Raw genomic sequence first — 24,856 nt, forward strand, 5'->3', positions numbered from 1 at the left:
AAAGAAAACCATGACAAAAACATCAAATATAAAAACGAGTCCTACTATTTTTCTAATATTCGGCGGAACCGGAGATTTAACCAAAAGAAAAATAATGCCGGCTCTTTACAATCTTTTTTTAGATAATTGGTTGCCAGATAATTTTGCGATTGTAGGATCTTCTTCAACCAAAATGAGCGATGAAGCGTATATTAAAGAATTACAATCAGCGGTAAATGAATTTTCCAGAAATGGTAAAACCAAGAATGAAGACTGGCTTAAATTCTCTGCCAACATTACTTTTCAAGCTGCAGATATAACCGTGGAATCAGAATTTAAACCCTTTGGAAAAATAATAGACAAATATAAAAAAGAATGGAAAGAAATGCCTTCTGTCATTTATTACTGCGCTGTCGCTCCCCGTTTCTTCAGTATTATTGCAGAGAACATCTCTAAAGCCAAACTCGAAAACAATTGTAAAACAACGCGGATTATTATCGAAAAACCTTTTGGAACCGACCTAGAATCTGCGAAAGAATTAAATGAAAAGTTATTAAGCATTTTTAAAGAAACTCAGATTTACCGTATTGATCATTATCTGGGTAAAGAAGTCGTCCAAAACATTATGGCCTTGCGATTCGCAAACGCAATCATGGAACCGCTCTGGAATCGCAATCATATTGAGCACGTTCAGATTTCTGTCACCGAACAAATTGGCGTTGGGAGCCGAGGTAAATATTTTGAAAATGCTGGCGTATTGCGCGACATGATTCAAAATCACTTATTGCAGTTGCTCTGTATCATTGCCATGGAACCGCCCATTAATTTTGATGCTGATGAGGTTCGAGACCGAAAAGTAGATGTACTAAAAGCAATGCGAAAAATAGTTCCCGGCAGAGTTGAAGAAATGTCTGCCAGAGGACAATACAGTGCAGGTTGGATCAAAGGGGAAGAAGTTCTTGGATATCGTGAAGAAGAAAATGTGGATCCCAATTCAAACACCGAAACTTACGCCGCCATGAAATTGCATGTAGACAACTGGCGCTGGCAGGGAGTTCCTTTTTATTTGCGAACGGGTAAAAGACTTTATAAAACTGCATCAACAATTATTATTCAGTTTAAAGAAATCCCGCATAATATTTTCTCTTCTGAGGAATCCGGCGTTCCTAAGCAAAATCGTTTGGTAATTAGCATTCAGCCCGATATGGCAATTCGATTTCAATTACAGAGCAAAGTTCCCGGGCTCGAAATGAATTTAAATACCGTAGATGTTATTTTTGATTATTTCGGCAGTCAAAAAACAGATTCACCAGAGGCATATGAAACCCTTCTTCTGGATGCAATTACTGGCGATCAAACTTTATTTATGCGTGCTGATCAGGTAGAAGCGGCGTGGGAACTCATTATGCCGATTCTAAATTACTGGGAGAAAAACGCCGACACTAATTTTCCGAATTATGCTGCTGATTCCTGGGGGCCGGAAAATGCGGAAGCGCTTATTGCTAAAGATGGTTATCACTGGATTAACCTACCCGATAATAATAAAAAAGATTAAAATGAATTTAAATATTTACGACAATATTAATGATTTGATGACTATTTTAGCAACCACAATTTGCAAGGCATCAGAATTGGCGATTAAAAGAAATAGCCAATTTAATTTTGTTTTGTCGGGCGGAAGTTCTCCACGAAAATTGTATGGATTATTGGCCTCTGAAAAATATAGAAATAAAATTGACTGGACCAAAACCTATTTTTTCTTTGGTGATGAACGGTTTGTTCCAGAAAATGATTCGCAGAGAAACTCATTAATGGCGAAAGAAGTTTTGTTTGATCCTTTAAAAATTAAAGAATCCCATATTTTCAAAGTAGATACATCGGTTTCTCCTAAAGAAGCTGCATTAAAATATTCAGAATCGATTCAAAAACATTTTAAGGACAAGCCCATTGAATTTGATTTTATTCTTCTAGGTCTTGGCCCTAATTCGCATACCGCCTCACTTTTTCCAAATACTAAAGTGTTGGAAGAAACAGAAGTTACCATTAAATCAGTTTTTGTAAAAGAAGTTGATCAGTATCGAATTACGATGACTGCTCCTTTAATTAATCAGGCAAAAGAAATTGCGTTCTTGGTTTTTGGCGAAGAAAAAGCCGACGCAGTATATCATATTTTGAAAGATAAATCCGGTACTATAAATGAATATCCTGCACGGTTAATAAAATCGCCCGCCAGGAAAGTAGAATGGTTTTTAGATTCATCTGCTGCTTCCCGATTATTAAATTCAGATTAAAAAAGGAATCGCAATCGATTCCTTTTTCATGATAGTTCAAATAATTAAAGTTATTGTCTCTAAACAAAGACCATTTTAAATTTTTAGTAATTCAATCATTTTCGCTGGATCTTCTGCGGAGAAAACTGCATTTCCAGCTACTAAAACATCTGCTCCCGCGTCGAACAGTTTTGAAGCATTGTCTAAATTTACGCCACCATCAATCTGAATTAAAGCCGTTGAATTATTCGATAAAATTAAATCTTTGGTTTCAGCGATTTTTTTGTAGGTATTTTCAATAAATTTTTGTCCGCCAAATCCTGGATTTACACTCATTAATAAAACCAAATCTACATCAGCAATAATATCTTCCAACATTAAAACTGGGGTTGCTGGATTTAAAACCACTCCAGCTTTTGCTCCTTTTTCCTGAATTAAATTAATCACTCTGTGCAAATGAACACAGGCCTCATAATGCACAGAAACTAAATCTGCGCCATGACTGATGAATTCTTCGACATACTTTTCCGGTTCAACAATCATTAAATGCACATCAACAAATTTTTTAGCGTGTTGTTGTACCGTTTTCATTACGGGAAACCCGAAAGAAATATTGGGAACGAATCTTCCGTCCATAACATCTACGTGCAACCAATCTGCTTGCGACTGATTCAACATTTCAATATCTCTTTGCAAATTTCCAAAATCTGCAGATAGAAGTGAGGGTGAGATTAATTTTGTTTTCATTTTTACTTTATTTTCTATTTACTTTTACTTTTAAATTAATGATACTTTAGATTCATAGTTGGTTTAATCTTCAATAAAGTTTCATAAATTAATTGAATCACGTTGGCAACATCATCTTGCGAAACCATTTCTACAGTCGTATGCATGTAACGCAACGGAAGAGAAATTAATGCCGAAGGAACGCCGCCATTCGAATGCGCAAAAGCATCAGTGTCTGTCCCAGTCGCTCTGCTCGCCGCAGCTCGTTGGAAAGGAATCTTCTTAGTTTTGGCGGTATCAACAATCAGTTCTCGAATATTGTGATGAACACTTGGTGCAAAATAAATCACAGGACCGTTTCCACATTTCAAATCTCCTTCTTTTTTCTTTTCGATCATCGGCGTGGAAGTATCATGGGTAACATCTGTAACAATTGCGATATTCGGTTTAATGGTATCTGCAATCATATTGGCTCCATACAAACCAACTTCTTCCTGTACAGAATTCGTAATGTATAAACCAAAAGGAAGTTTCTTTTTGTTCTCCTTTAACAATCTGGCAACTTCAGCAATCATAAATCCGCCAACTCTATTATCTAAAGCACGAGACACGAAATATTTATCATTTAATTGAAAAAATTCATCAGGATAAGTAATCATCGTTCCGACAAAAATTCCTAAATTCTCGACTTCTTGCTTTGTTGATGCACCACAATCGATGAAGATATTATCTAATTTAGGAATCGGTTCATCAGAATTAATTCCTCTGGTATGAATTGCAGGCCAACCGAATACTCCTTTTACAATTCCTTTTTCACCGTGCAGATGAACAACTTTCGAAGGTGCAATCATTTGGTCAGAACCGCCATTTCTGATGACATAAATAAGGCCATCATCCGTGATATAATTCACGTACCAAGAAATTTCGTCGGCATGCGCTTCGATTACTACGCGGAATTCTGCCTCGGGATTAATGATTCCGTAGCAAGTCCCATAATGATCGACTTCAATTTTATCAACATAAGGTTTCAAATAGTCCATCCAGATTTTTTGGCCATTATGTTCATAACCAGTTGGCGATGCGGTGTTTAGATATTTTTCTAAAAATAGCAATGATTTGTTTTCAAATTTCATGAGAAAGGAATGAATTTTGTTGAGTTAAATTTTGATTTTATAGAAGGTAAAAATAATGAATTTTAATAAACTGCTCTTACTATTTCTTCTGTTTTTCGGACTTCATGCAAATGCACAGCGGGAATTAACTACACTTAAACCAATCAGTCAATACCCACCAGAACTTCTTAAAACTGATGAATTAGGTAATAAATATTACTACGACGAAAGCCAAAAGGCGAGGATTTATGAAATAAATGGGGAAAATGTTGTCGTAATGGATGAATTAAGGTTAATGAATAAACCCAAATTCAATAACCAACTTGACCAAAATTACTATTATTTTCTCAATAAAAAACTTTCCAGAGTTTATCCGCTTTTTCTAACTGCACTTGAACAATATGAAGATATTCAGCAAGAAATGCACACTCTTGACAAAAGTTCACAAAGAAAATATGTTAACGAGCGACAACAAAAACTTGCAGATGAATATGAATTACAGTTGCGGGATTTAACGACGACTGAAGGAAGAATATTTGCCAAGTTAATGAACCGCGCAACCGGTAAAACCGTATATGAAATCATCAAAGAACTACGAGGTGGATGGAGTGCTTTTTGGTGGAACGTGAAAGGCAATATTGCCGACGTCCGCATCAAGCAACCTTACAATCCTCATGTCGATCGAAGTGATGAATTTTTAGAATCTTTGCTGCAAAGTAATTGGAATAACGGATATTTGCAACCTTATCCTGGTTATCTTACTTTTAAAGTCAAAAAATAATATGAGAAAAATTGTACAAAACTCCGTGCTGTTATTGGCATTGTTGAGTTTTAATTTCGGTTATTCATGGGGAACTACCGGTCACAGAGTTATTGCAGAAATTGCACAAAATCATCTTTCTGGCAAATCAAAAAGACATTTGAAGAAAATAATTGGCGATCAGAAATTGGCTTATTGGGCAAACTGGCCCGATAATATTAAATCAGATACGACTGGGGTTTGGAAACCGACCGAGCGTTGGCATTACGTAAATGTGAATCCACAATCCAACATCAAACAGTTTACAGATAGTTTAAAATCACAGCAAGGACCAAATCTCTACACTCAGATAAAAGTTCTTTCGGATCAAATTAAAGATAAGAAAACATCAGCACAAGATCGGGAAATCGCTTTAAGATTTCTGGTTCATTTAGTGGGTGATGCCGCACAACCACTTCACGTTGGCAGATTAGAAGACTTAGGTGGAAACAGAATCAAAGTAAATTATTTTGGTGCACCAACCAATTTACATTCTCTTTGGGATTCTAAAATGGTCGATTTTGAAAAATACAGTTATACTGAATATGCCAGAGTTTTAGATGTAAAATCAAAAGAAGAAGTAAAGACAATTCAGTTAGGTACTTTAGAAGATTGGTTGTATGACAGCCAAAAAGCTGCGACCAGAATTTATGCGAATTCTAAAGCAGATGCTAATTACTCGTTTGATTACAACTATAAATTTCAGCCTTTAGTAGAGCGTCAACTTTTATATGGAGGATTGCGTTTAGCAAAAATACTGAACGAAGTTTTATAGAAACTTCTTTTTCAAAAGATCAAAAACAATTTTGTCAATTGGTAATAAGAATGGGTTTTCTTCGGCATCGAGGGAAACCCATTCTATTTTCTCTATACACGGATCCATTATAAGGAGTTCATTTTCATCAATCATTTCGGCAACATAATAAATGGTTAAAAGTTGCTCATTATTCCGAAATTTAGAAACTAAGAAATCTTCCTGCGTATACAAATGTTCGATATTCTTCACTTTAATATTCAGTTCTTCCTCTAATTCCCGCTGAACACATTCTAAAACACTCTCACCGAATTCAAGCCCACCACCAGGGAATTTTATAAGATTTTCGCCTACATATTCTTCATGGAGCGCAAGAATTTTTCCCTCTTTTAAAATTGCTGCATAGACTCTGACATTTATTTTATCAATCATAATTAAAGTTTAGATTTTTTATAAAGGAAACAAAGTTAGGAATTTTTCACTCGGCACTATTGTTTTATAGCATTAATCATTTCGCGTTTTCCGGGAGGACCGGCTTTCTTCTCTACGTTAAAGTTAAGATCTAATAAAACACGGCGGACACTTCCTTTAGAAGAGTAGGTCGTCAGCAATCCTCCTGGTTTCATGGTATTTGCAACCAATTCAAAAAGTGGCTTTTCCCATAAGTCTGGCTGAACTCTGGCGCCAAAACAATCATAATATACCAGATCAATTTTCGGCAAATTCAAATTCTTTAATTCAAAGAAATCACAGTGGTATTTGGTAAAAAAGAAGTTGGGTAAGATTTCAGTAGTTTCATTCCATTTACACTCGTGTATTTTCTGGTAACTTTCTTTGACCTTCTGTTTAGAAAAAAAAGAACCATACTCCAGATTTTTAAATTCCTCTTCAGTTATGGGATATTTTTCTAAAGTGAAATAGTGAACAATATGATTTTTGTCAGTTTTCAATAATTCATCAATTGTCACCAAAACATTGAGACCTGTTCCAAAACCGAGTTCTAAAATGTTAATTTCGTAATCATTTACTAAATTTAATCCATTATCTATAAATACATGTTGCGCTTCTTGTAGCGCTCCATGATGGGAATGATAGTTTTCATTTAAATCACTGATATATAATGTTTTGCTACCATCAGAAGTCGTTCGAATTTCTCTTTGCATGATAATTTTTTTCAAAATTAATTTAAAATTTTGATATTTAAAAAATTATTATAAATTTGTAGAACATCAATAAAAAATTATAATATGATAATTCAAAAATCTAATAATCCGAGAATCTCAGAATTTGATCCAGAGAATTTTTCTTTCGGAAATATGTTTAGTGATCATATGGTTATTTGCGAATATGAAGATGGTAAATGGGGTGACGTTAAAATTATGCCGTATGGACCACTTCCTTTTTCTCCGGCAATGATGGGCGTTAATTACGGTCAAGCTTGCTTTGAAGGAATGAAAGCCTATAAAGACAAAGAAGGTCAGGTTTTTCTTTTCAGACCCGAAAAGAATTTTGCAAGAATTAATAAATCTGCCTCTCGACTTGCAATGCCGGAAATTCCTGCAGAAGTATTTTTAGATGGCTTAAAAGCGTTGATTGATTTAGACAGAGACTGGGTTCCTTACGGTGAAGGAAATTCGTTATATATCCGTCCACTAATTTTCGCTACAGAAGAAGCACTGAAGGCAAGAATCGCCAATAAATATATGTTTGCAATTGTTGCGACACCAGCAAAAAGTTATTACTCAGCACCTGTTTCAGTGAAAATATCTGATTATTATTCAAGAGCTGCAAGCGGTGGCGTAGGTTCTGCAAAAGCAGCGGGTAATTATGCCGCTTCTTTTTATCCAACCAAACTGGCAAATGAAGAAGGTTATGAGCAAATCATTTGGACAGATGATGCTACTCACGAATATTTCGAAGAAAGTGGAACGATGAATGTTTTTGTGAGAATTAATGATACCATTTATACCCCACCAACTTCAGAAAAAATATTAGATGGTGTTACAAGAGACAGTTTCATTCAACTAGCAAAGAGAAGAGGAATCGATTTGAAGGTAGAACCGATAGCTGTAAAATCAGTAGTTGAAGCGCACAAAAATGGTTCTCTTAAAGAAGTTTGGGGAGTTGGTACTGCTGTAGTAACCACCGTTTTCAAAGCAATAGGGTATAAAGATGAGAAATTAGAATTACCACAATTAACCATTGAAGATAGTTTTGCCTTAACGCTTCAAAAAGATTTGGTTGATCTTCAAACAAATGTTGCCGAAGATCCATTCGGATGGAGAGTTTTAGTAGAAAAAAATATTTTAGAAACAGTTTAAGTTTCGATATAAATAAACAATAAAAGCCGGGAATAAATTCTTCTCGGTTTTTTCGTTTTTAAATGTAATTCGAATTGCTTATTTTCGCAAAAGTTTTTATGAAAAAAATAATCTTATTTGGTTCTTTTATTTTGATTGGCTGTGTACAACATGCGCCAACTCACCCGCCAGTAGGTGGGATTTTAAGTGAAAAAGATCTAGATATTTCGAAAAACAGATCTAGAAATCTTAATCTTATCGAAAGGAACCAGATCGAAGATTGGATTAAAGATCAAGATGAAACTTTTTTTCCAATGAAACTGAATTATTGGGTGAATGATAAAGAACTCCCAAATCATGCTCGGAAAAGCAATGGTGAAATGATTTCTTACCAATATGATATTTATGATTTTGATTGGGTGAAATTATATGAAAAACCAAAACAGAATAGAAACGTAGTTTTTGGTCGCTTCGAAGAATTAAAACCAGTGGAAGATGCCTTAAGATATATGGAAAAAGATGAGGAAATAACACTGCTTATTCCTTCTGCCTTGGGTTTTGGAACTTATGGTGATAATGACCAGATTTCAAATGATATGCCTTTGATAATTAAATTAAAACTACTTTAAAAATATTGCTATTTATGCTAAAAAAGAATTTATTAATCGCGTTAGCAGCGATTTCGATAACAAGTTGTACCCCAATTTATAAAAAAATGAACGTAGACAAAGAAACTTACGCAGGTCTGAATGATGGACTGTATGCAAATTTCCAAACTTCAAAAGGAAATATGATCGTGAAACTTGAAGACAAAAAAGCACCTGTAACGGTTGCTAATTTTGTTGGATTAGCTGAAGGTAAAATTGAAAATAAATCGAAAGCGAAAGGAGTTCCTTTTTATGATGGAACAATTTTTCACCGGGTAATCAAAGATTTTATGATTCAGGGAGGAGATCCTAAAGGAACCGGAATGGGTGATCCAGGATACAAATTCGATGACGAAAAAAACGACCTTCAACACACAGGAAAAGGAATTCTTTCAATGGCGAATTCAGGACCAAACACTAATGGTTCTCAATTTTTCATTACGGAAGTTGCAACACCTTGGTTAGACGGAAGACATACTATTTTTGGTAAAGTCGTTGACGGAATTGAAGTGATTGACACTATCGCGGCAGTTGAAAAAGGAGCACAGGACAAACCTAAAACTGATGTTGTTTTAGAAAAAGTTGCTATTTTCTCAAAGGGTGATGAGTATAAAACTTATGATGCAGCGAAAATTTTCACTGAAGGAAAAAGTAAAATCGCCGAGAACAATAAAGCGATTCAGGCTAAAATAGAAGCGGATAAAAAGAAGAAAGAAGAAGAATTTGCGACCAACCAACAAAAATTAGTAGACGATTTGAAAGCAGGAATGCAGTCAACTCCATCTGGATTATACTACAAAATTACAGCAACAACTGACGGTAAAAAACCAAATGTAGGAGACAATGTTTCTGTACATTATGCAGGTAAATTGGTAGATGGATCAGAATTCGATTCTTCATTTAAAAGAAACGAACCGATTGATATTACCATAGGAGTTGGTCAGGTAATTAAAGGTTGGGATGAAGGAGTTCTTTTGTTAAAAGAAGGAGAATCTGCAACATTTTTAATTCCATCTGAATTAGGTTACGGAGCAAATGGAGCAGGAGGAGTTATTCCACCAAACGCATGGTTAATTTTCGATGTACAATTGGTAAAAGTTAACTCTATTTTAACAAAATAAAATTTTAAAAAGAGAATGTTAAATTTCCTTTTCATATTCAAAAACAAAGCACTTCAAGAAATTGAGGTGCTTTTTTTGAATAGGAACATTAACCTTCTTCTTAATAAAGGGAAATTATCATTTAAAGACATTAGAAAAATAAAATAAATCAACTATAATGATTATAAAATCTACTTGAAAAAAGGGTGTTTTAACTGCAAATATTAACACAACAACCCTTTATATTTGTATTAGAATCATGAGGTAAAAACTATGAACCGTCAACCAACACAAATGATGAATTTTTATTAGATCAAAGTAATTAAAGTTTTAGTTATAACTCACGAATCGAAAACACATTTCTTGAAAAAAGAAAAGAAGGTGCATCATTGCGATGCACCTTTTATTCTGCTAATTTTTCACCGCAAATTTTACAAAACCTAGCATTATCATCATTATCGCCATTACCACAACGGTCACATGTTTTACCAATTTCCTGACGTTTATTTCTCATTTCCGCAGTCACAATTCCAGTCGGAACAGCAATGATTGAATAACCTGCAAGCATCAATAAAACAGAAAGAAATTTACCAAGTGGAGTACCTGGTGATACATCACCATAACCAACAGTAGTTACCGTAACAACTGCCCAGTAAATACTTTGAGGAATACTTTCAAAACCCTCTCTGTGCCCCTCAACCATAAACATCATCGAACCAACGATTACTGAAAATATCATTAAAAACAGAAGGAAAATATAGATTTTTCGGGAACTGTTTTTTAAAGCCGTAACAATAAAATAACCATCGTTCATAAAATCCATTAAATTAAGGATTCTGAAAATCCTTAACATTCGAAGCATTCGAATAATCAGAAAATACTTGGTAATTGGTATAAATAAACTGAGGTAAAAAGGTAAAATGGCCAAGAAATCTATTATTCCGAAAAAACTAAAAATATAGTCTTTCTTATTTTTAGTGGTGATGATTCTGAGCGCATATTCGATGGTGAAAAAGATGGTAATTACCACTTCAAAAATCACAAAAATTTTGTGTAGTTTTACATCGAAAACCCTTACACTCTCCATCATGACAATGAAAGTGCTGAGTAGAATTAAGACCAATAAAAAGATATCGAAAAGTTTACCCAGTTTAGTATCCGCTTTAAAAATAATCCGGAATATTTTCTTTTTCCAGCGGGTTTTTTCCGGCAAAAAATTATGTTCTCTTTCCATTGAAATTGGCTATATAATTACAAATTTAATTCTTAAATTCGTTGCAAACATAACAAAATGACTTTAAACCAAGTAATTTCCGACCTAAAAAACACTATCCCTTTAGCCCAAGCAGAAGATTATGATAACGTAGGTTTGCTTTGTGGAAATCTGGAAAGGGAAGTTACAGGGATCTTGGTTTGTCATGATGCATTGGAAAAAGTGGTAGATGAAGCAATTGCGAAGAACCTAAATTTAATTGTTTCCTTTCATCCGATTATATTTTCTGGCTTAAAATCAATCACCGGAAAAAATTACGTAGAAAAAGCAGTGCTAAAAGCCATTGAAAACAAAATAGCCATTTACGCCATTCACACTGCTTTCGACAATGATTATTTGGGGGTGAACTACAGAATTTGTGAAGAACTCGGACTTAAAAATCAAAAAATTCTAATGCCAAAAATGCAAAACCTTCAAAAGTTAGAAGTTTTTGTACCGCAAGATTTTTCTGAAATAGTAAAAGACGCTTTATTTAAAGCAGGTGCAGGAAATATTGGTTTTTATGATGAATGTAGTTTTTCACTTTCTGGGACTGGGACTTTCAGACCAATTGAAGGATCAAATCCATTCTCGGGCACGAAAGATGTTCGGGAAAATGCAAATGAAGTTTTGATTTCTGTGATTTTTGAAAAATACAAAAGAAATCAAATTCTAAATGCAATGAAATCTGCACATCCTTACGAGGAAGTTGCCTATCAAATAATTCAGTTAGAAAATGAAAATCAATATTCAGGATTGGGCAGATTTGGTGAATTTGAAAATGAAATGACGGAAGAAGATTTTCTGACTTTTGTAAAAAGGCAATTTAATTTAAAGGCGATTCGACATTCTAATTTTACGAACAAAAAAATTAAGCGTGTTGGTGTGTTGGGAGGAAGTGGAGCCAGTGGAATAGGCGCTGCGATTTCCCAACACTGTGATGCTTATTTAACAGGTGATCTAAAATATCATGATTATTTTCAGGCAGAAGGCAAAATGTTGATTTGCGATATTGGTCATTTTGAATCTGAACAATTTGTTACTGAGCATTTAGTTGATATATTATCACAAAAATTCACTACCTTTGCAGTCTCAAAATCTACCGAGAAAACCAACCCTGTAAACTATTTTTTATAAAATATGGCTAAAAAAACAGTAGAAATCGCCGTTGAAGACAAACTAAGAGCACTTTACGACCTACAAATTATTGATTCAAGATTAGATGAAATCCGCAGTACAAGAGGTGAATTGCCTATTGAAGTTGAAGATTTAGAAATCGAAATCGAAGGTCTGGAAAAAAGAGCAGAGAAATTTGAAGCTGAAATTAAACTTCAAAATGATGAAATCAATACGAAGAACGAAGTGATTAATCACGCGAAAACTTTGATTGAGAAATATAAAACTCAGCAAGAAAACGTAAGAAACAATAAAGAATTCGAATCTTTAGATAAAGAAATCGAATACCAAGAATTGGAGATGCAACTTGCGGAAAAAAGAATCAATGAGTTTGGGGCGAAAATCGGTCACAAAAACGAAACCTTAGAAGAACTTAATTCTAAAATTGCTGATTTAAAAAATCACTTGAAATTCAAAAAAGAGGAACTTGAAAATTTGGTTTCAGAAACTCAAAAAGAAGAGGATTTCTTGATCGAAAAATCACAAGAATTTGCTAAAAATATCGATGAAAGATTGTTGGCTTCTTACCAAAGAATTCGTACCAATTCACCAAATGGTTTAGCAGTTGTAGGTTTAGAAAGAGGTGCGCCAAAAGGTTCATTCTTTACACTTCCTCCACAAAAACAAATGGAAATCGCTCAACGTAAAAAAATCATTATCGATGAACATTCAGGTAAAATCTTGGTTGATGACGATTTGGTAAACGAAGAAAACGAAAAAATGAAAAGTATTATTAAATTTTAATTCTTTTCTGAAATAAATAAAATCCGGTTTGAAATTTTCAAACCGGATTTTTTTATTGCTCTTTATTAACTTTAATTATTTTAAAAGTATTTTACAATAGAGTCCGCCAGCGTTTTTGTCTTGCCATCAAAATGATGATTCCCTTTAAGATGCAGAAACTGGTAATCTTTTAAAGTTATTTCTTTTAGCGGAAAATACTTGTATTCCAAATCACTGACTACCAAAGTAAAAGGAACATTTTTGATTTGGTTAATTTCATGAACTACACTGTATCCGTATTCCTGTTCACCCATAATATATTCTTCAACATGAATCTCAAAATCGTTCACTTTGGAAGGCCCGATAATGATTAAATCCTGAATATTTTTCTGAAAATCAGCATCAAAACGATTGTAAATAAATGGTGCAACATCGGCTCCGTAAGAATATCCAATGATGATGATCTTTTTGTTTTTCCTATTTTTAGTTACTTGTTTCAGGTAATTTTCAGTATCCTGAGAGGCTTGAAAAGGAGTCTTTTTTTTCCAGAAATATTTTTTCGTATTCAGAGTAAAAACATCATAACCATATTGGTGAAGTTCCTGCGAAAAGGTTTTAGAAAAAGTATTAAAACCACCATCACCACTAATATAAAAGATAACGGGTTTATCGCTCTTGCTATTCCATTCGGTGATTGGGAACGCATTATTACCTTGACAGGAAATTAAGAATACAAAAGAAGAGATATTTAATAATTGAATTAACTTTTTCATTCTGGTTTTGAAATTTTATTTAAAGCGGCTGGGATTTGCAACAAATCAAAATCAGATCCGTAAATAAGATATTTATTTTCCCACTGATCTGCATATTTTTCTTTAAAATCCCGCAGACTTTGATAGTGTTTAAAACTCCCCACGCGGTTGTAGGCAAATTTCATAATTTCTTCTGCCGTATTATCGGGCTGTTTCATTCCGCCCAAAGGAGTCAGACCGAAATTGATGTATTGTAAATTCTTCAGTTTAGTATATTCCACCAACTTTACAATGAGAGCGTCCATGCTTCCGTTTGGTGCTGTTAAAGTTTTTCGAATCAAATCATAGGTACATTCTTCCGGTGCAAAATCTGGGATAATATTAATGAACGCCTCGATTTTTCCGTCTTGGTTTTTTAAAACAATTAAATCCTGTTCTTCAATTTCAACCCGATCAAACATTCCCTGCGAAAACACCATTTCCTGTTTATCAAATTCCTTTAACCATTCATCTGAAATGCTTTCAATTTCATTTAAAGTTTCTTGACTTTGCGGGCTGTAAATAATTTCTGAAGTATATCCTTTTTTTGATAAAGTATTCAAACCATTCCTCAATGATTTCCGATCTTTACCTTCTAATTTAAAGTTTTCCGTATTCATTATGGCTTCCTGACCAATAAATAATTGCTGTTTTTTTAAAGGTTCAAAGAGAAATAAACTCTGCTCATCAATTCGATAATACACCGATTTTAAACCATTTTCTTTGCAGAAATTTTCAAATTCCTGAATGATGGTTTCTTTATTACTTTCCTCACAAACTGGTTCTTCCAAAACAAAAGCAAAAGAATTTGTAACACGGTAAGAAACAAAGCCTTCTTCATTTTCAGAAAAAAACAACTGTTTCTCTTTTGATAATTTAAAGAAATCAAGCGAAGAAGTTCCGTACGTTTCTACTAAATTTTGTGCTTCCTCAAAATCGCTAGAACTTTTCTCATTAATCAATTTCTTCACATTAAACACAGAAAAAATAAGCAATAGCCAGGAAACAATTCCAAGGAAATAATTAAGATATTCAAAATCTCGCGCAAAACCAGTTTTCGGATTCAGACCATTATCTTGAAAAAGAAGAAAACTGTGAATCGTGTAATACAAGGATTCGGTCCAGGTAAAATCAATACCGAAATGACGTTTATCAATGAAGTAAAAACTCAGAAAATTAAAAAGCAGGACCGCCGCAAAAAGTCCTAATAACCAAGAGAAACCACGCTGCAGATATTTCCTATTCGTCTTAAGTACATATTCTTTTCTACATACGACTAAGAAAAAGATAATAATCAGAGAGACAATCGCTTCTTCATAATCGAGCGCTTTAATTAAATTCCCGAAAAAAGAAATAATGGCAAGAATCAAGGCGAAATACCAACCTCGCTTTAAACCTCGTAAAAGATATGCCGAAGTCACAATCAAAAGAATTCCGGCAATTAAAGTCAGGATTTTTGAAAAATGCATCGTGTCCTCCGAAAGATAAATCTTGCCGATTTTCAGTCGGTTCGCAAGTGGAGGAGTAATAACCGAGATAATATTGATGAGTCCTAAAATAAAGATGGCGAGTGCCGGAAGAATTCGGGCAATGATTTTTCTGCCGTTCCACATAAACGCAAAAATCCCCAAAAGTAAAGGCAGCCAAAATTCGAAAACCCGGTACAGCAAAGTGATTCCTAAACCCTGACTGTGAGAGAACCCAAAGTTTGCCAGGATATAGATCAGTGTAAATTCTACTGCGCCCAAACCTCTTAAAAATGGTGAAACCAACATCAGCAAAACAGAAATCGTATAACCTACTGCTGCGGCTGAAAATGAACCGGTTGCACCAAAAGCAAACATGGCAATCAACAGATGAAAGATTCCGCAAAACTCAATTACCGTAGAGATAAGTACGGTGATATAAAAATATTTTCGATCGATTTTACCGCCAAAAAACTCATCAATACTGTTCGATTTCGACGGGAAATGTTTGATCATAAATTGATAAATAAATCCTTTTTGACGAAGTGAATTAACCGTCCAAAAAACGGCAACAATAAAAACCCCAACTCCCAATAACCACATCCATGAATTCCCGAAATTTTTATTGACCATAGCAGCGTACGCAACGACCGGAATCCCAACTAAAAAAACGGTGACAATTCCGACAAAACCATAAATGGCACTCGCTTTATGAATACTGTTTTTATCGAAATTTCTGCGTTGAAGTTGAACAGGCGTAAAAGCAAGCGAACTTATTCCACCAGCAGGCAGAAAAACACTCAGGAAATTTCTTTTCAGAAATAATTCTATCGAATCAGAAAGTTTCAGTTTTACGCCAACCGCACGAAAACTTGCAACATACATGAGTCCCTGTAAAAAAACATAAAAGAAGGTGACGAGAATCCCGGCAAAAATCCAGATCGGTTTTGCCTGATGAAGCTGCGGGAGAATGGAGGACATTTCTTTTCTTTCACTTCTAAAAAAAACAAAGGCAAGAAAAAGAATGAGTACCGCAAGAATTTCTTGCCATCTAATTTTTAAAATGGCTTTTTTTAGAAATAAATATATTTTTTCAATCATAAACTTTACTCAAATAAATCATAAAAGGAAACTTTAACTGATATACCAATTTTTTCTACTGGTGAAAATAGTCTTTCTGATTTCATCACGGAAATATTTTTTCATTAAAAAAAGTAAAATAAATTACAAAAGAGAATCGAACTCATTATTTATTAATGAAATTAAAATCTGTTTAAAATGATTTACGGGATTTTCATTCATATCTCAATGCCTCAATTGGATCGAGTTTTGAAGCTTTCAATGCAGGATAATAGCCGAAGAAAACGCCTGTAATCGCACAAACAACAAAGGAAAGAATAATTGAATATTCTGTAATATACGTTGGCCAAGAAAGAAATTCAGTCACCATTTTTGTAACTGAAATTCCCAGAATAACACCGATGATTCCACCTGTAACGCTGATGAGAACGGCTTCTATTAGAAACTGATACAAAATATCTTTTCCCCGTGCACCGATGGACATTCGCAAACCGATTTCTTTTGTTCTTTCAGTCACCGAAACATACATGATATTCATAATCCCGATGCCGCCGACCAAAAGTGAAATTCCTGCAATTGCCGCTAAAAGAACGGTTAAGAGTTGACTGGTCGAACTCATGGTTGAAATTAATTCTGCCTGTGTTCTTACCGAAAAATCATCGTTGTTTCCGTCCGGTGAAAGATGGTGCTGTTTCCGAAGAATTTGTGAAATCTCATCAGATGCTTTCGATGAAGTATTTTCGTTGGTAGAAGATGCATAAATTGACTGAACATAATCAATACCTAAAAATCTTCGCTGTACCGTATTGAAAGGAGCAATGATAATATCATCCTGATCTTGCCCAAAAGTATTGGTTCCTTTTGCCTCTAAAACTCCTATGATGGTCATTGGGATTTTATTAAATCGAATGACCTTTCCGATTGGATCATCACCGTTTGGAAATAAATTGGTTAAAACTGTTTGTCCGATTAAGCAGACTTTATTGGACGTGGTAACATCTTTGGCAGTGAAAAGAGAACCGTCAGAAACATTCCAGTCGCGAATTTTAAAATAGTCTGCATTCACACCTTGAAGTTGAGTAGGCCAGTTATTCGAACCGTTAATGGATTGCCCGTTGGTTTGCACTGCAGGCGAGACGTAGGAAACATCAGGAGCACCTTTCAGAATCGCATCAACATCGTCCGTTTTTAAACTTTGCAATCCCGATGCGCCGATTCTTGCACCACCAGAATCATTCACATTACTGGTAGGCCGTATGTTAATCATATTCGATCCCATGGAAGAAAGTTGATCACTGATGCTTTTTTTGGAGCCTTCTCCAATTGCAGTCATTGCGATAACCGAAGCCACGCCAATGATGATTCCGAGCATGGTAAGAAAAGCCCGCAATCTATTTCGGACAATGGCTTTCCAGGCAATTTTGAATAAATTGGAGAATTTCATTTTTTTAGATTTTATAATCAACATCTATGGGCAGACTATCCAATGCTTCTTTTGCACTTTTAACATTTTCATTCTTAACATCCTTAATTACTTTTCCGTCTTTCAAGGTGATGGTTCTGCCGCTGAACACGGCGATATCTGGTTCGTGGGTTACGAAGACTATTGTTTTACCCTGCTTATTCAAATCCTGCATTAAAGTCATTATTTCATAAGAGGTTCTGGTATCTAAATTCCCTGTCGCTTCATCAGCCAGAATCATTACTGGTTCGTTGACCAAAGCCCGAGCAATAGCAACTCTTTGTTGTTGACCACCCGACATCTGGTTTGGGAGATAATCTACACGATCACTTAATTTTACGGTTTCTAAAGATTTTAATGAACGTTCATATCGTTCCTTTCCCGATATTTTTGAATTGTATAAAAGTGGAAGTTCCACGTTTTCCAAAGCAGTCGTTCTGGCGAGTAAATTATAGGACTGAAAAACAAAACCTATTTTTTGATTTCTTAATCCAGCGAGTTGGTCTTTGTCTAAATCTTTCACGTTAACCCCATCCAGCAAATATTCTCCGGTGGTAGGTTTATCGAGGCAACCTAAAATATTGAGCATGGTCGTTTTTCCGGATCCGCTATGTCCCATGATGGTCACAAATTCACCTTCCTCTACACTGAAACTTACGCCACGCAGAGCGTGAACGACTTCCGTACCCATTACAAAATCTCTTTTAACATCGATGATTTCTAATATTTTTGCCATCTTATTTAATTTATCTTGGTCCACCGCCACCTTTGTTACCGCCGCCTCTTTGTGGTAGAAACGGACTTTTCGCAGCACCACCTGATTTTTTAGTCAGTGTTTTGTAACCTGTAATAACGTTATCATTTAAACTTAATCCTGAAGTAACTTGTAAATCGGTATCATTGCTGGTTCCTGTTTTTATTTTTTTCATTGAAACAGACTGATCGGCTGCCAAAACCCAAACTGCCGCTTCATCTTTAGGCATATTAGCATTGGATTCTTTACCGTTCCATTGTTTTTTCTGACTTGCGGTATATTGAGATTTAATGGTGTAATTACTTGCTACCAAAGAATCTGGTTTAAAACTAATTGCCTGTGCTGGAATTTTCATAACTTTAGAAATATCACTCGTGATGACTGAAATATTGGCCGTCATTCCTGGTTTCAATTTTAAGCCAGGATTATCTGCATTAATGATGGTTATGTAGTTCACTACATTTGCGGATACGGTTGGATGTAAACGAATTTCAGTGACTTCACCATTGAAATTAAGATCAGGAAAAGCATCTACCGTGAAAGTTACTTTTTGTCCATTTTTTACATTTCCGATATCAGCTTCATCGATGGATGCACGCACTTGCATTTTGGTTAAATCCCTCGCAATACTAAATAAAGTCGGTGTACTAAAACTTGCAGCTACGGTTTGACCTTCGCTTACATTTCTGGATAAAACGGTACCATCAATCGGTGAATAAATATTGGTAAAAGATAAATTTTTATTAGCAGCAGAAAGTTGTGCATTAATCGACATAATCTGAGCCTTAGCCGCATTGTATTGGTTTTGTGCTACCTGCAAATCGGCTTTGCTAATTGCACCAACTTTATAAAGTTGCGCTTGGCGATTGTAGTTGTTTTGATTATATGATAAATTACTTTTGGCATTGGAAAGATTTCCTGCAATTTGTAAACTTTGATCCTTGAGGAGGGCGGGATCCAGTGTTGCAAGCAATTGACCTTTTTTAACCTGAGTGTTGAAATCTACAAAAATTCTGCTTATTGTTCCAGAAACCTGTGTTCCGACTGCAACGGTATCAACGGGCTGAATCGTACCAGTTGCGGTAATCGACTCTGTGATATCTCCCATTTCGGGTTTTACCGTTGTGAGTTCTATTTTAATTGCTTCACTTTTTTTGAAATAGTACCAAAGTCCAATTCCTAAAACCAAAGCCACAACTGCCCAAATCAGCCATTTTTTATTTTTCATTTTTAATGTTTTTATAAATTGATTTCTTGCCCAGCATAGAATTCATAGATTTTTTTATTCAGAACTGCAGAATATTTTGCCTGCAAATAATTTTGAAGCGCCTGAATGTAAATCAGTTTCTGTTGCTGCAATTGAACATAATCTATCGCACCTAATTTCATTTGAGCATTTACAATTGCGTAAGTTTCTTCATTGATCTTCATCTGTTTATCCGCCGATTCATATTGTGAAATTGAATTCTGTAGATTAATAAATGCTTGTTCGATTTGCTGGTTCAAAACAGTTCTTGCATTTTCTAAACTTAAATTAGCCTGGACGATTTCTATTTTTGATTTTTCTACGGCAGTTTTATAAATACGGTTATTGTAAATGGGAATCCCCAAACTTAAACCTACTGGCAAATAAAACTGATTTCCCAACTGACTAAAATAACTACCATTTCCTTGAGAATAACCTGTTGAAATATTTCCCGCTAAACTTAAAGTTGGTTTAATGGAGGACTGCGCTATTTTCAAATTGGTTTCAGAATTCTCGATATTTAATTGTCCGTACTTAATTTCGGGTCATTCGTTTTGGGCTAAATCCTGAACTTCCTGAAGACTTTTAAGATCATCACTAACCAAAATAGTTGAAGGTGCAGAAATCTGAAAGTCGTACGTTGAAGGTAATTGCAGTAACTGTTTCAAATTCAATAAATCCGTTCTCAAAGCATTCTGTGCAGCAATCAAATTGTATTCATCTTGCGCTTGCTGTGCTTGCAATTGCAGGAAATTTAATTTAGAAATACTTCCGGCATCATAGAGTTGATTGCCTTGTTTTATTTGAGTTTGAGTGGTGATTAATAAATTTTGAAGTGCTACAATATTTTCCTGAGACATCACAATATTCAAAAATGCCTGAGTTACGCTCAGCGTTATATTATTTTCAGCCTCTTTTACAGACAAGTCAGCCATTTGAACCAATTGCCCTTTTGACAAAACTGTATTATTAATATTATTGTCATGGTAAAGAATCATCGAGGAATTTGCGCCAATACTTTGGGAGTTTAAACCATTAACATGAAGACCATTACTGCCATTAACAGCGAAAATCCCTTGGGAAACACTTCCGTTAAGATTGGGATACTTTGCTGCTTTTGCCTGCAAAAGATCTTGATCTGTAGCGTTTTTTGAAAGCCGCAAAGAAGTAATACTGAAATTATTGACTTTTGCGTAATCAATACATTTACCAAGAGTCCATTGATCTGGATACTTATTATTTTGCGAGAAAGCATTTAGATAAAAAGCATTCAGAATGATTAGAAATACTATTTTTGTTTTCATAATTTCTATTTTGAACTCCTGTTTTTAATGTTAGGAAATATTAAACCAAACAATTGAATACTCTAAATTTTAACTTAATATTAACCTCAATTGAAGAAATAATTTAATCAAGGTTATGTATTTACTACTAGAGATTTTCTATTTTTTTTAACCGCAAAAGTTTCCAAAAGCGTTTCTCTAAATTAGTCAATAAATATTTTACAAAATGAGTTTATAAAAATCAGATTTTATTTTTTTGCACTCTTGTAATTTGCTACGTTTTACATTGGTATTTTACCTCTCTGTGGTTTAAGAAAAAACAAATTAAGCCGTTTTTACATTTCCTGTTCTTTTTAAAACACCCCAATTTTGAATTTCACTTTTCATGGCTTTTCTAATGGATTTAAATAAAATATAATACATCAACTGCCGATAAACCAAACGTTGCGGAATCATCCAAACCAGTTTGCTGAATTTTTCTTTTTCGAAGGCAAACGCCAACGCAGCGCCCGCAATATCAACCAATGAAAAAATCAAATAATATAAAATGATGTGATAAGGATCGGCGACAATTAAGCCCAAACCCGAGAGAATTAAACTTACCACCAAAAGCAAATCGGCCAGTGGAGCCAAAAACGGCAACAAAATTTGATAAAGCAAAATATTAGGTAAAGCCACTTTTCCGAAGTTTTTATATTTCTTTCTGAAAATCGCATCACGGTGTTTCCAGAAACTCTGCAGAATACCAAAACTCCAGCGGAAACGCTGTTTCAAAAACTGACCAATCGTTTCAGGCGCTTCGGTATAAGAAATAGCATTATTACAATGTTCAATAATGTATCCTAATTTATGAAGTCGCATGGTTAAGTCGCAATCTTCGGCCAAAGTATCGGTCGTGAATCCACCAGCATCGATAACTGCCTGTCTTCGAAAAGCACCCAAAGCACCTGGAATTACCGTAATACAATTTAACAATGAAAAAGCACGACGGTCGAAATTCTGAGAAGTAATATATTCAATGCTTTGCCATTTTGTAATCATATTGATTTCATTTCCGACTTTCACATTTCCTGCAACAGCGCCGACTTCAGTTGGTTTTCCCGCCAAATAAAAGCTGTTCATCAATTGAGAAACGGCATCGGTTTTAAGTTGAGTATCAGCATCAATACAAACAATGAATTCTGAATTGGTTTTTGAGATTCCGAAATTCAAAGCCGATGCTTTTCCACCGTTTGATTTGGTATAAACTTTTACTTTAGGATTTCCTTCAAAGGCTTTTTTTACGTTTTCAAAAGTTTCGTCCTTACTGCCATCATCTACAAAAACAATATCAATATTTGGACAGTCCTGACTCAATAAAGATTCCACGGTTCTTATTGAATTCACTTCTTCATTATATGCCGGAACAATAATGCTTACTTCCAAACCATCAGGAATTCCTTTAAATTCTGACCATAACTTTTTTTCCTTTTTGGTTTGAACATAGGCCAAAACTCCCATGAAAATCATCCTGCTTATTGAGAGAATAATCCCCATTAAAAATAGCGCGTAAATGACTTGTCCGATCCAGTAACTTGCTGAAGCGAAAAAGAAATTAAGGTCATTTTTCCAACTTCTCTTTACAGGTGGCATTAATTCAGATTCGGGGACTTTCATTAAATCTGCGACGGTTGTAAATTTGCAACCTTTGTCTTTAAAATATTTAATGATTCTTGGGAGCGCATCAACAGTCGGTTGTCTGGTATCACCACCAGAATCGTGAAGCAAAATAATACTCGCATTATTCTGAGTCGCAAAACGGATGGTTCGGTTGACGATAGAATCTGCATTCATTTTCGGATCCCAATCATTTGGATCGATACTTTCCCCAATTGCAATATAATTATCCCTTTTGCTTTGGACTAAAGGCTCCAGTTCCTCATACGTCTGCGGTTCGGAATCGGCATTATAAGGCGCACGGAAAAGAACGGTTGATTTCCCAGTGATACATTCGATTAAAGAACGGGTTGTTTTCAATTCCAAAGCCGCTCTTTCCGGAGACATTTTCGCCAAATTTCCATGGGTGAAAGTGTGATTTCCGATTTCGAAACCATTTCGGTTTATTCTTTGAACCCATGGAATATTGGCTTCGGCATTTTCGCCAATGAGAAAGAAAGTAGCAGGAACTTTTTCTCTTTCTAAAATATCGAGAATTTGCGGAGTGTATTTCGCACTTGGCCCATCATCAAAAGTTAAAATAATCTTATGTCCAGGACCGATTCGTGTACTGTCTTCTGCAAATTTCTCATACAGAAATCCCGATGGTAATTGGGAATAATGCTCAGAAGCAATTAAGTTTTCATTTTTATCTGTCAATATTTTTGTACGTCCTTGCTATGGCGAATAGAGGATATTAATAATTTCACCACTTCCAATTGCGGTTGGTTTGCTGTTAAAATTTGGAGGCATCATTTCCAAAATAGTATAATTGAAAGGTGTTTTCGCCAAACTTTCAGCACTTAAATCTCGAGCATAAAAAGACCAGATTCTAGGATCTTCACTTCCCAGTCTCCAGATTGCAGTTCCGGCATTTCGGTAATCATCAGAAAATCTTATGATATTATAAACCGTTGCTGCATCGGTAAACCAAACACTATTTTTAGAAGCAGGTTCATCATCACTTCCCGAAAAATTATAAGCATAATGAAGATTGTAGGAATTTTCATCAAAATCAATATTCGATTTAGAAATCTTGGCACGATCAATCACCTGGCTGTAAGTCAGATCTTCTGTTCGGGTGCCATTTTCATCTGTAATCCATTGTCGTCCGTACGCTCCCATACCGAGAATTAGTTTTTCTGAGGGAATATCTTTTGCGATTTGATCCAGTTGTTTTTCAATCCATTTCTGGTCGCTGACTGGTCCGGCTTGCGAGTTATCATTAAACTGATCATACGCCATGACGATAAAATAATCCGTGTAATCTTTTAAATAATTATGATTGTAATCGGTATTATCTGCCATAATATCAATGGAAACAATCAGCCCGTTTTGCTTGAATTGAGTGTAGAGGTTTTTCATAAAAGCATTCAAATATTCATCTGAATTTTCTTTCATTTCCTCAAAATCGATATTGATTCCCTGAAGATTATTTGCTTTTAAAGTCTTAATAATTTGACCAATTAGTTAATTCTGAATCTGCGGATTATGCAAAACGGTATGCAATAAATCCCCGCTGAAATCCCCTTGTTTTCCAGGAACAGAAATAAAATTATTAAGAATCGGCTGCACACTTAATTGATGGTATTTCATCACCGAAAGCGCTTCTTTGTCAATCCGGGAATCGAGTTGAAATGTTTTTGGATTAATAAAAAACCATTCTGGGTAAATGGTGTTCAACTTACTTCCATTGGCACGAAGATCAGAAAGCGAAAGGGGAGACCACGGAACGTAAAAAGCACCGCGAATCAGTTTTGCATTTACGACGTTGGTATTGCTTTTTTCTGCCAGAATTTTCTTTTGAAGAAAATCTTTGAAACCCTTAAATTTTTTGTTCAGCGGTGTTGCTAAGGTGAATTTATTATCTGGATTTACTTTAGATTCAAAAGATGCTCGAATAGAATTCATTTGTGGCATCGACGGATTTTTCCCTCGAACCACTGCAAGTCCGACAACGATAAGTACGAAAAGTAAAATAAAACCAACGGTACGGAAAAACCACTTGGTGAGGCTGTACCGTTTTGAACTGCTTGTTTAAATACCTGTCGTGAGTGTTCCAACATTTTTCATTTAATTTGATAATCAAAGGTAATTCAGTTTTAAAACGGATTTCTTTTTTGAAACTTTAATTTTGATGAATATTTTAAATAAAGTAGATTGTTAATAAATGCTTTTATCTATTATAATGGAAAGAAAAATTAAATCTCATTAATATGATACTTTAAAGAATTTCAAATA

24 protein-coding genes are annotated in these 24,856 nt (G+C 34.9%); 9 read left to right on the forward strand and 15 right to left on the reverse strand.

Annotated elements, in window-relative coordinates:
* The first annotated feature begins 10 nt into the window (after positions 1-10).
* Together zwf and pgl are read left to right on the forward strand one after the other, a co-directional pair.
* A complete protein-coding gene (gene zwf, locus PUH65_RS07690) occupies positions 11-1,534 on the forward strand; it encodes a glucose-6-phosphate dehydrogenase (protein WP_305519338.1) in 1,524 nt (507 codons plus the stop codon).
* Position 1,535: 1 nt separating this feature from the next.
* A complete protein-coding gene (gene pgl, locus PUH65_RS07695; protein ID WP_305519339.1) occupies positions 1,536-2,270 on the forward strand; it encodes a 6-phosphogluconolactonase in 735 nt (244 codons plus the stop codon).
* A 75-nt stretch (positions 2,271-2,345) separates the two neighbouring features.
* On the opposite strand, the gene rpe is transcribed toward pgl, so the two are convergent.
* Both rpe and PUH65_RS07705 read right to left on the reverse strand, forming a co-directional pair.
* Complete coding sequence (gene rpe, locus PUH65_RS07700) at positions 2,346-2,996, reverse strand: ribulose-phosphate 3-epimerase (RefSeq protein ID WP_305519340.1); 651 nt, start codon at positions 2,994-2,996, stop codon at positions 2,346-2,348.
* 35 nt (positions 2,997-3,031) lie between these two features.
* Positions 3,032-4,108, reverse strand: coding sequence for a M42 family metallopeptidase (locus tag PUH65_RS07705; protein WP_305519341.1), 1,077 nt, complete (start codon positions 4,106-4,108; stop codon positions 3,032-3,034).
* Between the two features lie 55 nt (positions 4,109-4,163).
* Between PUH65_RS07705 and PUH65_RS07710 the strand changes: the two genes are divergently transcribed.
* Both PUH65_RS07710 and PUH65_RS07715 read left to right on the forward strand, forming a co-directional pair.
* The gene (locus PUH65_RS07710) at positions 4,164-4,868 is read left to right on the forward strand and encodes a DUF4294 domain-containing protein (RefSeq protein WP_305519342.1); all 705 of its coding nucleotides are present in this window, start codon (positions 4,164-4,166) and stop codon (positions 4,866-4,868) included.
* Between the two features lies 1 nt (position 4,869).
* A complete protein-coding gene (locus tag PUH65_RS07715; RefSeq protein ID WP_305519343.1) occupies positions 4,870-5,661 on the forward strand; it encodes a S1/P1 nuclease in 792 nt (263 codons plus the stop codon).
* On the opposite strand, the gene PUH65_RS07720 is transcribed toward PUH65_RS07715, so the two are convergent.
* Both PUH65_RS07720 and mnmD read right to left on the reverse strand, forming a co-directional pair.
* Positions 5,656-6,072, reverse strand: a complete 417-nt coding sequence (locus PUH65_RS07720) for an NUDIX hydrolase (RefSeq protein WP_305519344.1) — start codon at positions 6,070-6,072, stop codon at positions 5,656-5,658. The genes PUH65_RS07715 and PUH65_RS07720 overlap by 6 nt on opposite strands.
* Before the next feature lie 56 nt (positions 6,073-6,128).
* Positions 6,129-6,803 (reverse strand): tRNA (5-methylaminomethyl-2-thiouridine)(34)-methyltransferase MnmD, encoded by a 675-nt coding sequence (gene mnmD / locus PUH65_RS07725; RefSeq protein ID WP_305519345.1) that lies wholly within the window; start codon positions 6,801-6,803, stop codon positions 6,129-6,131.
* Positions 6,804-6,887: 84 nt separating this feature from the next.
* On the opposite strand from mnmD, the gene PUH65_RS07730 reads away from it, so the two are divergent.
* The 3 genes from PUH65_RS07730 (at position 6,888) to PUH65_RS07740 (ending at position 9,708) form a co-directional block, all read left to right on the forward strand.
* Positions 6,888-7,961: a branched-chain amino acid aminotransferase gene (locus PUH65_RS07730; protein ID WP_305519346.1), complete on the forward strand. Its 1,074-nt coding sequence runs from the start codon at positions 6,888-6,890 to the stop codon at positions 7,959-7,961.
* A 98-nt stretch (positions 7,962-8,059) separates the two neighbouring features.
* Positions 8,060-8,569 (forward strand): FKBP-type peptidyl-prolyl cis-trans isomerase, encoded by a 510-nt coding sequence (locus PUH65_RS07735; RefSeq protein WP_305519347.1) that lies wholly within the window; start codon positions 8,060-8,062, stop codon positions 8,567-8,569.
* An 86-nt stretch (positions 8,570-8,655) separates the two neighbouring features.
* The gene (locus PUH65_RS07740) at positions 8,656-9,708 is read left to right on the forward strand and encodes a peptidylprolyl isomerase (protein WP_305519349.1); all 1,053 of its coding nucleotides are present in this window, start codon (positions 8,656-8,658) and stop codon (positions 9,706-9,708) included.
* 382 nt (positions 9,709-10,090) lie between these two features.
* Here the strand turns inward: PUH65_RS07740 and PUH65_RS07745 are convergent, their stop codons facing one another.
* The gene (locus tag PUH65_RS07745; RefSeq protein ID WP_305519350.1) at positions 10,091-10,921 is read right to left on the reverse strand and encodes an ion transporter; all 831 of its coding nucleotides are present in this window, start codon (positions 10,919-10,921) and stop codon (positions 10,091-10,093) included.
* Between the two features lie 57 nt (positions 10,922-10,978).
* On the opposite strand from PUH65_RS07745, the gene PUH65_RS07750 reads away from it, so the two are divergent.
* Together PUH65_RS07750 and PUH65_RS07755 are read left to right on the forward strand one after the other, a co-directional pair.
* Positions 10,979-12,076 (forward strand): Nif3-like dinuclear metal center hexameric protein, encoded by a 1,098-nt coding sequence (locus tag PUH65_RS07750; RefSeq protein ID WP_305519351.1) that lies wholly within the window; start codon positions 10,979-10,981, stop codon positions 12,074-12,076.
* Positions 12,077-12,079: 3 nt separating this feature from the next.
* The gene (locus PUH65_RS07755) at positions 12,080-12,859 is read left to right on the forward strand and encodes a zinc ribbon domain-containing protein (protein WP_305519353.1); all 780 of its coding nucleotides are present in this window, start codon (positions 12,080-12,082) and stop codon (positions 12,857-12,859) included.
* A gap of 80 nt (positions 12,860-12,939) precedes the next feature.
* On the opposite strand, the gene PUH65_RS07760 is transcribed toward PUH65_RS07755, so the two are convergent.
* The 10 genes from PUH65_RS07760 to PUH65_RS07805 all read right to left on the reverse strand — a co-directional run bounded on the left by PUH65_RS07760 (position 12,940) and on the right by PUH65_RS07805 (position 24,526).
* Positions 12,940-13,611 (reverse strand): AcvB/VirJ family lysyl-phosphatidylglycerol hydrolase, encoded by a 672-nt coding sequence (locus PUH65_RS07760; protein ID WP_305519355.1) that lies wholly within the window; start codon positions 13,609-13,611, stop codon positions 12,940-12,942.
* Entirely contained in the window at positions 13,608-16,196 is a 2,589-nt protein-coding gene (locus PUH65_RS07765) for a phosphatidylglycerol lysyltransferase domain-containing protein (protein WP_305519356.1), read from the reverse strand. Before PUH65_RS07765 ends, PUH65_RS07760 begins: the two co-directional genes overlap by 4 nt.
* A 193-nt stretch (positions 16,197-16,389) precedes the next feature.
* A complete protein-coding gene (locus tag PUH65_RS07770; RefSeq protein WP_305519357.1) occupies positions 16,390-17,619 on the reverse strand; it encodes an ABC transporter permease in 1,230 nt (409 codons plus the stop codon).
* Positions 17,620-17,623: 4 nt separating this feature from the next.
* Positions 17,624-18,373 (reverse strand): ABC transporter ATP-binding protein, encoded by a 750-nt coding sequence (locus PUH65_RS07775; protein ID WP_305519358.1) that lies wholly within the window; start codon positions 18,371-18,373, stop codon positions 17,624-17,626.
* Positions 18,374-18,383: 10 nt separating this feature from the next.
* Positions 18,384-19,619: an efflux RND transporter periplasmic adaptor subunit gene (locus PUH65_RS07780; protein WP_305519359.1), complete on the reverse strand. Its 1,236-nt coding sequence runs from the start codon at positions 19,617-19,619 to the stop codon at positions 18,384-18,386.
* Between the two features lie 11 nt (positions 19,620-19,630).
* On the reverse strand, positions 19,631-20,176 hold the full coding sequence (locus PUH65_RS07785; protein WP_305519710.1) for a TolC family protein: 546 nt from the start codon (positions 20,174-20,176) through the stop codon (positions 19,631-19,633).
* 6 nt (positions 20,177-20,182) lie between these two features.
* Positions 20,183-20,941, reverse strand: coding sequence for a TolC family protein (locus tag PUH65_RS07790; RefSeq protein ID WP_305519360.1), 759 nt, complete (start codon positions 20,939-20,941; stop codon positions 20,183-20,185).
* Between the two features lie 303 nt (positions 20,942-21,244).
* Complete coding sequence (locus PUH65_RS07795) at positions 21,245-23,275, reverse strand: bifunctional polysaccharide deacetylase/glycosyltransferase family 2 protein (protein ID WP_305519361.1); 2,031 nt, start codon at positions 23,273-23,275, stop codon at positions 21,245-21,247.
* Between the two features lie 18 nt (positions 23,276-23,293).
* Complete coding sequence (locus PUH65_RS07800; RefSeq protein ID WP_370692030.1) at positions 23,294-24,082, reverse strand: glycosyl hydrolase family 18 protein; 789 nt, start codon at positions 24,080-24,082, stop codon at positions 23,294-23,296.
* A gap of 3 nt (positions 24,083-24,085) precedes the next feature.
* Entirely contained in the window at positions 24,086-24,526 is a 441-nt protein-coding gene (locus PUH65_RS07805) for a hypothetical protein (protein ID WP_305519362.1), read from the reverse strand.
* Between the last annotated feature and the right edge of the window lie 330 nt (positions 24,527-24,856).

The organism is Kaistella sp. SH40-3 (assembly GCF_030686865.1).
Classification (GTDB): domain Bacteria; phylum Bacteroidota; class Bacteroidia; order Flavobacteriales; family Weeksellaceae; genus Kaistella.